General features: G+C 66.2%; 8 protein-coding genes. 5 read left to right on the forward strand and 3 right to left on the reverse strand.

Annotated elements, in window-relative coordinates; translation table 11 throughout:
* Positions 1 to 64: 64 nt before the first annotated feature.
* The 4 genes from X268_RS30910 to X268_RS30925 are packed head-to-tail and all read left to right on the forward strand — an operon-like array spanning position 65 to position 4663.
* Positions 65 to 718, forward strand: coding sequence for an ABC transporter ATP-binding protein (locus tag X268_RS30910; protein ID WP_128928442.1), 654 nt, complete (start codon positions 65 to 67; stop codon positions 716 to 718).
* Complete coding sequence (locus tag X268_RS30915) at positions 715 to 3177, forward strand: FtsX-like permease family protein (RefSeq protein WP_128928443.1); 2463 nt, start codon at positions 715 to 717, stop codon at positions 3175 to 3177. The genes X268_RS30910 and X268_RS30915 overlap by 4 nt, the downstream gene beginning before the upstream one ends.
* Complete coding sequence (locus X268_RS30920) at positions 3167 to 4249, forward strand: lipocalin-like domain-containing protein (protein WP_128928444.1); 1083 nt, start codon at positions 3167 to 3169, stop codon at positions 4247 to 4249. Before X268_RS30915 ends, X268_RS30920 begins: the two co-directional genes overlap by 11 nt.
* A gap of 27 nt (positions 4250 to 4276) precedes the next feature.
* Positions 4277 to 4663 (forward strand): MAPEG family protein, encoded by a 387-nt coding sequence (locus X268_RS30925; protein WP_128928445.1) that lies wholly within the window; start codon positions 4277 to 4279, stop codon positions 4661 to 4663.
* A 124-nt stretch (positions 4664 to 4787) separates the two neighbouring features.
* Here X268_RS30925 and X268_RS30930 read toward each other — a convergent pair whose 3' ends face one another.
* The 3 genes from X268_RS30930 to X268_RS30940 form a co-directional block, all read right to left on the reverse strand.
* Positions 4788 to 5981, reverse strand: a complete 1194-nt coding sequence (locus X268_RS30930; RefSeq protein WP_128928446.1) for an ABC transporter substrate-binding protein — start codon at positions 5979 to 5981, stop codon at positions 4788 to 4790.
* A gap of 283 nt (positions 5982 to 6264) precedes the next feature.
* A complete protein-coding gene (locus X268_RS30935; protein WP_128928447.1) occupies positions 6265 to 9432 on the reverse strand; it encodes an efflux RND transporter permease subunit in 3168 nt (1055 codons plus the stop codon).
* Positions 9429 to 10628 (reverse strand): efflux RND transporter periplasmic adaptor subunit, encoded by a 1200-nt coding sequence (locus X268_RS30940; RefSeq protein WP_164938022.1) that lies wholly within the window; start codon positions 10626 to 10628, stop codon positions 9429 to 9431. Before X268_RS30940 ends, X268_RS30935 begins: the two co-directional genes overlap by 4 nt.
* 590 nt (positions 10629 to 11218) lie before the next feature.
* Between X268_RS30940 and X268_RS30945 the strand changes: the two genes are divergently transcribed.
* Complete coding sequence (locus X268_RS30945; RefSeq protein WP_128928449.1) at positions 11219 to 12373, forward strand: iron-containing alcohol dehydrogenase; 1155 nt, start codon at positions 11219 to 11221, stop codon at positions 12371 to 12373.
* Positions 12374 to 12390 lie beyond the last annotated feature (17 nt).

Raw genomic sequence — 12390 nt, forward strand, 5'->3', positions numbered from 1 at the left:
CCGGCATTTCCGCAGCAGGTGTGCTACGCAACAATTCCGCTAATTCCGTCCGGCGCCATTCATCGTGCTGAGCATCCGCAATCTCTCCAAGACCTTCTCCTCGGCCGGCGAACCGGTCCATGTGCTGCGCGGCGTCGATCTCGACCTCAGGGCTGGCGAACGCGCCGCGCTGACCGGCGAATCCGGCAGCGGCAAGAGCACATTGCTGCACCTGATCGCGGGCCTCGACGCCGCCGATGGCGGCACGATCCGGCTGGAGGACGTCGAGGTGACCAAGCTCTCCGACGCAGGGCGCGCGGCCTTGCGGCGCGACCGGATCGGCCTGGTTTTTCAGCAGTTCAACCTGATCCCGAGCCTGTCGGTTGCCGACAATCTGACCTTTCAGGCGCGGATTGCCGACCGTCACGATGCGGCCTGGACCAAGGAGCTGGTCGAACGACTCGGGCTCGGGCCGCTTCTGAAGCGCTATCCCGAGCAATTGTCCGGCGGCCAGCAGCAACGGGTCGCGATCGGCCGGGCCCTCGCCACGAAACCCTCGCTGCTGCTGGCGGACGAGCCGACCGGCAATCTGGACGAGGCCACTGCCGAGGACGTGCTGGCGCTGACGCGTGACCTCGTCGCGCGCACCGGCTGCGGCTTCCTGATGGTGACGCACAGCCTGCATCTGGCAGCTCAGCTCGATCGCCATCTCACCTTGCACGCGGGGCGGATCGCATGAGACGCGCGCTCTGGGTCCTCGCGGTGCTGCTCAGCCATTGGCGGCGCCACAAGATGCAGTTCGCGACGCTGCTGGTTGGGCTGATCGCGGCGACCGCGCTGTGGAGCGGCGTGCAGGCCATCAACCAGCAGGCCCGCAGCGCCTATGACCGCGCCGCGGCGACGTTCGGCGGTGTCCGCACCGCGATGCTGGTTGCGCCGAACAATGCAACCTTTCCCCAGGACCTGTTCGTAAAGCTCCGCCGCGCCGGCTGGCCGGTGTCGCCGGCATTGGAGGGCCGGGTCCAGATCAACGGACGCTCGGTGCGGCTGCTCGGGATCGAGCCGGTGACGCTGCCGGTGGATGTCGGCAACGCACCGCGCCTCGGCGCCTCGGATCTGAGCAGCTTCGTGACGACGCCGGGCCAGACATTGGTGGCGCGGGAGACGCTGCGCGACCTGCAGCAAGCGGAAGGCGCGGCGCCTGCGATCAGCAACGGCGCCAAACTGCCGCCGCTGCGCGCGCTGCCGCAGCTCGTGCCCGACGTCGTGGTGGTCGATATCGGCGTGGCGCAGCGTCTCCTGAACAAGCCGGATCAGCTGTCGCGGCTGCTGATCGGCAAGCCGAAGAGCAGGCCTGCGCCGCTGGCAAGCGTGGTCGGCGACCAGCTGCAGCTGGTCGAGCCGACGGCCGAGACTGAGCTCGAGCGCCTCACCGACAGCTTTCACCTCAACCTCACGGCGTTCGGCCTGCTGTCGTTCTTCGTCGGCCTCTTCATCGTCAATTCGGCGGTCGGCCTCGCCTTCGAGCAGCGGCTGCCGATGCTGCGCACCTTGCGCGCCTGCGGCGCCTCGGCCCGGCTCGTCAACAGCGTACTGGTGCTCGAGCTGGTGGCGCTGGCCCTCGCCGCCGGGCTGATCGGGCTCGCGTGCGGCTATTTCATCGCCGCAGCGCTGCTCCCCGACGTCGCAGCATCGCTGCGCGGGCTCTACGGCGCGCAGATTCCGGGGCAGCTTGCCTTGCGGGGCGAATGGTGGCTCGCCGGCATCGGCATCAGCATCGCCGGCGCGCTGGTTGCGGCGGCGCCCAGCCTGATCAAGGCGATCAGAATGCCGGTGCTGGCGACGGCGCAGCCGCGCGCCTGGCAGCAGCGGCAGCGCCACTGGCTGATCCTGCAGAGCTGTGCGGCCTGCGCCGTGTTCGCGGTCGCGCTGCTGCTGCTTCGCTATGGCGAATCCCTGATCGCGGGATTTGGCGTGCTGGCGGCCTTGATGCTCGGCGCGGCCCTGATCCTGCCGGCCTTGCTCGAACTGCTCCTGCTCGCAGGCCAACGCACCGCGCGAAAACCCCTTGCGCTGTGGTTCTGGGCCGACAGCCGGCAACAGCTCTCCGGCCTGTCGCTGGCGCTGATGGCGCTGCTGCTCGCGCTCGCCGTCAATGTCGGCGTCTCCACCATGGTGGAAACCTTCAGCCGCACCTTCATCGGCTGGCTCAACGGCCGGCTCGCGGCCGATGTCTATATCAGCGCCTCCGACAATGCGCAGGGCACGGCGATCCGCAACTGGCTGAAGCAGCGCAGCGAGGTGCAGGCGATCCTGTCGGGCGGCCGCGCCGAAACGCAGATACAGGGCCAGCCGGTGGAGCTGCTCGGCCTGCCCGACCACGCGCTCTATCGCGAGCGCTGGCCGCTGTTGGAGGCCGCCCCGCGCGCCTGGACCCGGCTCGTGCCTGGCAACGCCGCCTTCATCAGCGAGCAGCTGAGCCGCCGCCTGAATGTGCGCGTCGGCGACGTCGTCGAGGTGCCAGCGCCGGGCGGCAGCTGGGAGCTCGACATCGCTGGCATCTATGCCGATTACGGCAATCCCAAGGGACAGCTGACCGTGAACGTCGCTGCGCTGCTGCGGCAATTCCCGCAGACGCCGCAGACGCGGATCGGCCTGATCGTCGCCAAAGAGAATATTCCCGGCCTGATCGCGGCCCTGCAGACGCAGTTCGCGCTCGACGACCGCAGCGTCGCCGACCAGGCGACGGTCAAGGCGGAATCGATCCGCATCTTCAACCGCACCTTCGCGGTCACCTCTGCGCTGAATGCGTTCACGCTCGGCGTTGCCGGGATCGCGCTCTTCACCAGCCTATTGACACTGGCGAATTCCCGCCTGCCGCAACTCGCACCGCTATGGGCGATCGGCATCACGCGGCCACGGCTTGCCGTGATCGAATTGAGCAAGACGCTGTCGGTGGCGCTGTTCACGGCGCTGCTGGCGGTGCCGCTCGGCCTGGTCGTGGCGTGGTGCCTGATCGCGATCGTGAACGTGAAGGCGTTCGGCTGGCGGCTGCCTTTCCATGTGTTTCCGGCGCAATTGATCGCCCTGGTCGCAGTGGCGCTGCTGGCCTCGCTGCTTGCGGCCCTGTTGCCGGTGGCGCGGCTGGCGCGGATGCAGCCGGCAAGCCTCGTCAAGGTGTTCGCCAATGAGCGCTGATCGCATCTCGCGTCGCGCCTTCGCGGGCGGCATCGCCGCGCTGGTGCTCGCTCGCCGCGCCGCCGCGCAGGGCTACGCCGGGCTCGGCGAAACCGCGGACGGATTTGCCAAGGTGACGCCGGGAAAGACGTTCGCCTTTCCGGAAGATCACGGCCCACATCCGGAGTTTCGGATCGAGTGGTGGTATCTCACGGCAAACCTCGTCGACGGCAGCGGCGCGGCTTGCGGCCTGCAATGGACGCTATTCCGCCAGGCGGCGCAGCCGGGCCCGCAAGGCGAAGGCTGGGCCAATCAGCAGGTGTGGATGGCCCATGCCGCGGTGACGCGCGCCGACACCCACCGCTTCAACGAAGTCTTTTCACGCGGCGGCGTCGGCCAGGCCGGGGTCACGGCAAAGCCGTTCGCGGCCTGGATCGACGATTGGGGGATGACGGGGTCCGAACGCACCGATGATCACACCCTGGCGCCGCTGGCGCTGAAGGCATCCAGCACCGATTTCAGCTACGCACTGACGCTGGAGGCCGATCGTCCGGTCGTCCTGCAGGGCGATCGCGGCTACAGCCGGAAGTCGGAGCGTGGCCAGGCATCCTATTATTACAGCCAGCCGTTCTACCGCGCCCGCGGCACGCTCGCCATCGACGACAAGCCGGTCGCTGTCTCGGGCCAGGCCTGGATGGACCGCGAATGGAGCAGCCAGCCGCTCGATGCCGATCAGACCGGCTGGGACTGGCTGTCGCTGCATCTGTCGTCGGGCGACAAGCTGATGCTGTACCGGCTGCGACAGAAGGACGGCCAAAACTATCCGTTCGGCAATTGGATCAGCGCCTCGGGCGAGACGCAGATGATCGCGGGCGGGGACATCCAGATGATCCCGAAAGCGACGGCAGAGGTCGCGGGACGCCGGCTGCCGTTAGAATGGCAGATTTCGATCCCGGCGCGGTCGTTCTCGATTCTCTGCAAGCCGCTCAATCCCAGGGCCTGGATGGGGACCGGCTTCGCCTATTGGGAGGGACCGATCAGCTTTGCCGGCACGCATGACGGCGTTGGCTATCTCGAGCTGACCGGCTATTGAAGCCCGGTCTGTTCGAAGGGACCAGCGATGTATCACCTCACCGCCCTCGTCACGCTGCTGGCGATCGCATTCTATTTCTTCACCGCCATCAACGTCTCGCGCTCGCGCACCAAGACCGGTGTCAAAGTGCCCGCGATGTCGGGCCATCCGGATTTCGAACGCGCCTTCCGCATCCAGATGAACACGCTGGAATGGATGCCGATCTTCCTGCCGGCGCTCTGGCTGTTCGCGGTCTATATCGGCGATGCCATTGCGGCGGGGATCGGTGCGATCTGGATCATCGGCCGCATCGTCTACTTCATCGGCTATTCGAAAGCCGCGGCGAAGCGCGGCCCGGGTTTTGCGATCCAGGGCATCGCCGCGATGGCGCTGTGGGCGGGGGCGCTGGGGGCGGTGGTGTTGCGGCTGGTGTGAGGGATGATTGTCAGGTGTCATTCCGGGGCGGCGCGCCAGCGCCGAACCCGGAATCTCGAGATTCTCAGGTGCAATTGCGCACTATCGTTCGATCTTCGCATCGCCCCGGAAATGACGCTACGCGTCACTTCGTCAGCGGGCAGCCGCTTTCCTTGGTGGTGAAGAAGGCCTTGTCGCCGGGGACGGTAGCGAGGAGCTTGTAATAGTCCCAGGGCTTCTTCGACTCCGAGGGCTTCTTGACCTCGAACAGGTACATGTCGTGGACCATGCGCCCGTTCTCGAGCACCTTGCCGCCCTGCGCGAAATCGTCGTCGACCGGCAGCTCCTTCAGCTTCTTGGCGACGGCTTCAGTATCCTTGGTGCCGGCAGCCTTGACGGCCTTCAGATAGCTCAGTGTCGCCGAATAGGTGCCGGCGTGAATCATGCTCGGCATCCGGCCGGTGCGCTTGAGGAAGCGTTCGCCGAGATTGCGGGTCTTGTCGTTGAGATCCCAGTAATAGCCCTCGGTCAGCACCAGGCCTTGCGCGGCCTGCAAGCCGAGGCCGTTCACTTCGGCGAGCGTCATCAGGAGGCCGGCGAGCTTCTGGCCACCGGAGACGATGCCGAACTCGGACGCCTGCTTGATCGAGTTGGTGGTGTCGAGTCCGGCATTGGCGAGGCCGACGATCTTCGCCTTCGAGCTCTGCGCCTGCAGCAGGAAGGAGGAGAAGTCCGAGGAGTTGAGCGGCACGCGCACCGAGCCGACCACCTTGCCGCCATTGGCGGTGACGATCTCGCTGGTGTCCTTCTCCAGCGCGTAGCCGAAGGCGTAGTCCGCGGTGAGGAAGAACCAGGTGTCGCCGCCGGCCTTGGTCAGCGCGCCGCCGGTGCCGACGCCGAGCGCGCGGGTGTCGTAGGCCCAGTGGAAGCCATAGGGCTGGCAGGCATCACCGGTCAGGCGCGAGGTCGCGGCGCCGACGACGATGTCGATCTTCTTCTTTTCCTTGGAGAGCTCGTGGATCGCGAGCGCGACCGAGGAGGTCGTCAGCTCCGTGATCATGTCGACGTTCTCGACGTCATACCAGCGCCGCGCGATCGAGTTCGCAAGGTCAGGCTTGTTCTGGTGGTCGGCGGTGACGAGCTCGATCTTCTGGCCGAGCACCTCGCCGCCAAAATCCTCGATCGCCATCTTGGCCGCCTCGACCGACCATTTGCCGCCGTAATCAGCGTAGACGCCGGACTGGTCGTTGAGGATGCCGATCTTGACGCCTTGCGCGGAGGCCGGCGCGGCCAGCACCAGGGCAGAGGTTGCGACGGCGGCCAAAAGTGCTGATTTCATCTGTTAGCTCCCAGCAGTTTTCTGTTTTGAAATCGCGCGGATACTAGTGAAGAACCCCGCGCCTGCCCATCCATTTCGAGTAGGCCGTTAGTATGGAGGATGGTGCGGCAAGAATGGTGTCGTCCCGGACGAGCGAAGCGAAGATCCGGGACCCATAACCACCGGCAGGAGTTTGGCGAAGACTCGTGGTTACCTGTCTCGCGCCAACACTCCTCCTGGGGTTATGGGTCCCCGCGTTCGCGGGACGACACTGAGGATGTGGGCACGCTGGTGGCCTCCACATTCAGGCCAGCACCTCCGGCTTCTTCCCCTCGTTCCGCCCTTCCGCCAGGTTCCGCACCACCACATAGAAGATCGGTGTGAACAACAGGCCGAACAGGGTGACGCCGATCATGCCGAAGAACACGGCAACGCCGCCCGCCTGCCGCATTTCGGAGCCGGATCCCGTCGAGATCACCAGCGGCAGCACGCCGAGGATGAAGGCGAAGGAGGTCATCAGGATCGGCCGCAGGCGCAGGCGGCAGGCCTCGATCACGGCCTCCAGCCGCGGCTTGCCTTCGTGCTCGATGTCGCGCGCGAATTCGACGATCAGGATCGCGTTCTTGGCCGCAAGCCCCACCAGCACGACGAAGCCGATCTGGGTGAGGATGTTGACGTCCTGCCCCATGATGCGGACACCAATGGTGGCGGCGAGCAGGCACATCGGCACGATCAGGATCACCGCGAACGGCAGCGTCCAGCTGCCATATTGCGCGGCGAGCACGAGATAGACGAACAGCACGCAGATCGGGAACACGTAGAGGCCGGCATTGCCGCCGGTGATCTGCTGGTAGGAGAGGTCAGTCCATTCAAAAGTGAAACCGCTCGGCAAGGTGTCGTCCGCCAGCTTCTTGATGGTGTTGAGCGCGGTGGTCGAGCTGGTGCCCGGCGCGGGCTCGCCCTGGAGCTCGGATGCGGCATAGAGATTGTAGCGCGCGACGCGGTCGGGACCCGACACGTCCCTGAACTCGACCACGCTGCCGAGCATCACCATGTCGCCGGAGGCGTTGCGCGTGCGCAGGCGTGCGAGATCGCTCGGCTCTTTCCGGAACGGGAAATCGGCCTGCGCGGTGACGTGATAGGTGCGGCCGAACAGGTTGAAGTCGTTGACATAGGTCGATCCGAAATAGGTCTGGATCGTATCGTTGATGTTGGCGATCGGCACCCCGAGCTTCTGCGCCTTGGTGCGGTCGATGTCGACGAAGAGCTGCGGCGTGTTGGCCGAGAACGGGGAGAACACCGTGGGGCCGAGCAGCGACGGCGATTTGCGCGCCGCGGCGACTAGCTCGTCGGTTGCCGCGGCGAGCATCTCGGGCCCGCGGCCCTGGCGGTCCTGGATGCGGATGGTGAAGCCACCGCCGGTGCCGATGCCGGGCACGGCCGGCGGCGGAATCACGATGATGAAGGCGCCCTGGATTGCGGCCAGGCGCTTGCGCAGCTCCACCGTGATCGCGTTGGCAGACAGCCCCTTCTTCAGCCGCGCCTCGGGCTCGTCGAACACCGGAAACAGCGCCGCGGCATTGCCGGCCTGCGTTCGTGTGGCGCCGGAGAAGCCGGCAAAGGCGGCGACGCGGACGATACCCGGCGTGTCCAGCGCGATCCGCTCGATCTCGCGCACGACCTCGGTGGTGCGCGCCAGCGAGGCCGCACCGGGCAATTGCACGGACACGATCACGTAGCCGCGATCCTGCGCCGGAATGAAGCCCTGCGGCGTGGTCCCAATCAACCAGCCGGCGCTGCCGATCAGCGCGACGTAGATCAGGATCATCACCACCGAATGCCGGATCACGAAATTGGCAAGGCCTGCATAACCGTGCGCCAGCCGGTCGAACACGCGGTTGAAGACCCCGGTGAAGGCACCCCACGCCCGCGCGATGAGGTTCCAGGCGGCGGGCGGCCGCTTCGCTTCATGCGGGGTGAGGATCAGCGAGGCCAGCGCCGGCGACAATGTTAGCGAGCAGAAGCAGGAGATCGCGGTCGCCACCGCAATGGTGACGGCGAATTGCTGGAAGAACTGTCCGGAAATACCACCGAGGAACGCGGTCGGCACGAACACCGCGCACAGCACCAGCGCGATCGAGACCAGCGCGCCGCCAACCTCCTCCATGGTCTTGAGCGCCGCATCGCGCCGACTGAGGCCGTGCTCGAGATGCCGCTCGACATTCTCGACCACGACGATGGCGTCGTCGACCACGATACCGACGGCAAGGACGAGGCCGAACAAGGTGAGATTGTTGATGGAGAAGCCGAGCGCCGCCATCACCGCGAAGGTGCCGACCAGCGAGACCGGAATCGCGATGATCGGAATGATCGCCGGCCGCCAGCCCTGCAGGAACACCAGCACGACCACGACCACGAGCAGCATGGCCTCATAGATCGTCTTGATCAGCTCGTGGACGGACTGCGCGATGAACTCGGTCGGATTGTAGCCGATATTGTAGTCGAGGCCTTTCGGGAAGCTCTGCTTGAGCCTCGTCATGGTGTCGGAGATGTTGTTCGCCGTTGCCAGCGCGTTCGAGCCGGGCCGCTGCGTCACCAGCATCGCGACCGCGGATTTGCGCAGCAGGAAGCTGTTGGTGGAATAAGCGAGCGCGCCGAGCTCAATGCGGGCGACGTCGCGCAAGCGTACTGTGCGGCCGTCCGAGCCGGCCTTGATCAGGATGTCCTCGAACTGCTTCTGGTCTTTCAGTCGGCCGGTGAAAACCAGGTTCGGCTGAAAGGCGCGGTCCGCGATCGGCGGTTCGGCGATCTGGCCGCCGGCGATCTGCACGTTCTGGGCACGGATCGCGGCGAGCACCTCGGTCGAGGTCAGGCCGAGATTGGCGATCCGGTCAGGGTCGAGCCACAAGCGCATCGAGTAGTCGCGCGCGCCAAAAATCTGGATGTCGCCGACGCCGTCGATGCGCAACAGCTGGTCGCGGACCTGGAGCAGCGCGTAGTTGGAGATGTAGAGCTGGTCGAAGGTGTCGTCGGGCGACAGCATGAACACGACCATGAGGATGTCGGGCGAGTTCTTGCGGGTGACAACGCCGTTGCGCTGCACTTCGTCAGGCAATTGCGGCTGCGCAATCGCAACGCGGTTCTGCACCAGCACCTGGGCCTTGTCGAGGTCGGTGCCGAGCTTGAAGGTGACGGTGATGGTGAGCTGGCCGTTCGACGTCGCCTGGCTGTAGAGATACAGCATGTCCTCGACGCCGTTGATCTGCTGCTCGATGGGAGCAGCGACCGTGTCGGACACGGTCTGCGCGGAGGCGCCCGGGTATTGGGTGGTGACGACGACGGTCGGCGGCACCACTTGCGGATATTCGGAGACCGGCAACGTGGTGTAGGCGAGCGCGCCGACGATCAGGAGCACGATCGACAGCACCATCGCGAGGATGGGCTGGTTGATGGAGAGGCGACCGAGATTCATGACTTGCCACCGGTCGGCGCCGTCTGGGGGGCAACCTTGGCGCCGACGCGGGCGCGCTGGATGCCATTGACGATGACGCGGTCGTCGGCCTTCAGACCCTCGCGGATCACGCGCAGGCCCTCGTCGAGCGGCCCGAGCACCACGGGGCGCGCCTCGACCGTGTCGTCGGGCTTCACCACGAACACGATCTTGCGGGATTGGTCGGTCGCGATCGCGACGTCGGGAATCAAGAGCGCTTCGTAGGGCGCGCTGCCGATCAGGCGGACGCGGCCGAACTGGCCGGGCAGAATCGATAGGTCGGTGTTCTTGATCACAGCGCGGCTGCGCAGCGTACCGGTGGAGACGTCGAGGCGGTTGTCCAGGAAGTTGATAGTGCCTTCACGCGACGGCTTGGTTTCACCGGCGAGCGTCACCTGCACCGGGTTCGCGGTGTCGCGCGAGCTCGGGCGCTTACCTTCAAACCATAGCTTGCTGTATTTGATGAAGGTCGCCTCATCCATGTCGAAATAGATGTAGATCGGATCCAGCGCGACGATCGACGTGAGCAGCGTCGAGGTGCCGGTGTCGCTGCCCTGCACGAGATTGCCGGGGCTGACGAGATGGCGGCTGACGCGCCCCGTCAGTGGCGCCGTGACGTGGGTGAACTCGATATTGAGCCTGGCGGCTTTCAGCGCACCCTCGGCCTGCACCTCGGCGGCGTGCGCGGCCTGCAAGGCCTGACGCCGCTGATCGACGACCTGCTCGGAAACGGCGCTGGTCTGCACCAGGTTCAAGCCGCGATCGAGCTCGCGCTTGGCAAGCTCCACCTTGGCCCGTGCATCCGAGAGCTGGCCTTCCGCCTGCGTCGCCACCGCCTCAAACGGACGCGGGTCGATCACGTAAAGCAGGTCGCCCTGATGGACGATGGCGCCGTCCTGGAATTCGACCGAGTTGACGAAGCCGCCGACGCGCGGGCGCACCTGCACCTCCTCGACGGCCTCGAAGCGGCCGGTGAACTCGTCCCAATCAGTGACGGTGCGCTTGACCGGCTGAGCCACGGTCACCGGCGCGGGCGGCGGCGCCGCCGCCTGCGAGGCCGGCTTGTCGCAACCGGTGAGCGCGAATGCCGCACTGAGTAGCGCGGCGATTGCGCCGCGTCGAACCGTAACGAAATCGTGCTTTTTGACATACTGCTCGCTTCCGTCCGGTCCGCTCATCCCAGGTCCTCGCATAAAAGCCGCAGAAAAAGCAGGGTACGCCTCTACCTGCGGGCGCCACAAGATGGGAGGCCGAGATGAACTCTTCAAGACCGCGATGTGCGCAATGCTCAGATCACCGCCCTGGCCGGATGGCGGGTTGACACGCAGATGGCCGGCTTCACACGCGGCGATCAGCGGGCGGACTGCGAATGGAATTCTTCGCCGGGCTCATGAATGGAGACGGCAAGATGTCTGCGGCGCGATCGGTGTCACCCTCCCTTGGAGGCAGAGCAATCGCATATGGCTCTTTGCGCGAGCCGAGCGCGCGCCTCGTCCTTCGAGACGACCGCTTCGCGGTCTCCTCAGGATGAGGCTGAGCGGCATCGGAGCCCGTTGAAACCAGCGAAACGCACTCGATCCTCATCCTGAGGGCCCGCCAACGGCGGGCGTCTCGAAGGATGGCCACAGGCGATATCACTCCCATATGCGATAGCCCTGGCCCCTCCAGGGGAGGGTAAAAGGGCCAGCGTCTTCGCACATGACGGGGGGCGGCGGCTCGGCTAGGCTATCCCGACAAGAACAAGACGAATTGTCCGGGGAGGACAGGCGTGCACCAGGGACGTGTCGTTTTCGCTGCCATCGAGGAGGTCGTGTTCGGCCATCCTGCGGCCGGCGCCATTGCCGCGCAGATGGACAGGCTGGGAGCGCGCCGCGCTTTCCTGATGGTCTCCGGCACGCTCAACCGGCAGACCGACGAAATCGAGAAGATCAAGCAAGCGCTTGGCTCCCGCTGCGCCGACCTGTTCGACGCCATGCCGGCGCACACACCGCGCGAGGCGGTGATCGCGGCCACCCGTGCGGCGCGCGAGGCGAATGCCGACCTGATCGTCACGGTGGGCGGCGGCTCGATCACCGACGGTGCCAAGGCGGTGCAGCTTTGCCTCGCCAATGGCATCACCGACATCGACGGCATCGATCGCATCCGTGTCCACAAGGGCGTCGCGCCCGAGATGACCGCGCCGACGGTGCGCCAGGTCAGCGTCCCCACCACCATCGCGGGCGGCGAGTTCAGCGCGGTCGCCGGGGTCACCGACCGAGCCGCGCATGTGAAGCAGATGCTGCGGCATCCGCTGGCCGTGCCGCGCGCGACCATCCTCGATCCCGCCATCACGGTGCACACGCCGGAATGGCTGTTCCTGTCGACCGGCATCCGCGCCGTCGACCATTGCGTCGAGGCGATCTGCTCGCGCGAGACGCATCCTTATGCCGATGCGCAATCGGTCAAAGGCCTCGCCATACTCGCCGACGCGCTGCCGCGGGTGAAGGCCGCCCCTGCCGATCTCGACGCGCGGATGGACGCGCAGATCGGCACCTGGCTGTCGATGGGCGCGCTCGCCGCCGGCGTGCCGATGGGCGCGAGCCACGGCATCGGCTACGTGCTGGGCGCGGCCTTCGACGTGCCGCACGGCTACACCTCCTGCGTCATGCTGCCGGCGGTGATGCGCTGGAATGCGCGCGACAATGCCGAACGGCAGATGATCGTCGCGGCCGCGATGGGCTATCCCGGCCACGATGCTGCCGACGTGCTGGATGCCTTCATCCGCTCGCTCGGCATGCCGCGCAGCCTTGCCGACGTCCGCGTCGGGCCGGAGCATTTCGAGACGATCGCCGAACAGGCGATGCGCACCAACTGGATCCCGCGCAATCCGCGCAAGATCGAGGGTCCCGCCGAGTTGCGCGAAATCCTGCTTCTCGCCGCATGATCCAAGCCGGAGGATAG

The organism is Bradyrhizobium guangxiense, from assembly GCF_004114915.1.
GTDB lineage: Bacteria > Pseudomonadota > Alphaproteobacteria > Rhizobiales > Xanthobacteraceae > Bradyrhizobium > Bradyrhizobium guangxiense.

What these genes read in the sequence shown, in the direction of transcription:
- X268_RS30920 (WP_128928444.1), top strand. Translation starts at nt 3,167, where the DNA reads ATGAGCGCTGATCGCATCTCGCGTCGCGCCTTCGCGGGCGGCATCGCC.
- X268_RS30930 (WP_128928446.1), bottom strand. Translation starts at nt 5,981, where the DNA reads ATGAAATCAGCACTTTTGGCCGCCGTCGCAACCTCTGCCCTGGTGCTG.
- X268_RS30940 (WP_164938022.1), bottom strand. Translation starts at nt 10,628, where the DNA reads ATGAGCGGACCGGACGGAAGCGAGCAGTATGTCAAAAAGCACGATTTC.
- X268_RS30935 (WP_128928447.1), bottom strand. Translation starts at nt 9,432, where the DNA reads ATGAATCTCGGTCGCCTCTCCATCAACCAGCCCATCCTCGCGATGGTG.
- X268_RS30925 (WP_128928445.1), top strand. Translation starts at nt 4,277, where the DNA reads ATGTATCACCTCACCGCCCTCGTCACGCTGCTGGCGATCGCATTCTAT.
- X268_RS30915 (WP_128928443.1), top strand. Translation starts at nt 715, where the DNA reads ATGAGACGCGCGCTCTGGGTCCTCGCGGTGCTGCTCAGCCATTGGCGG.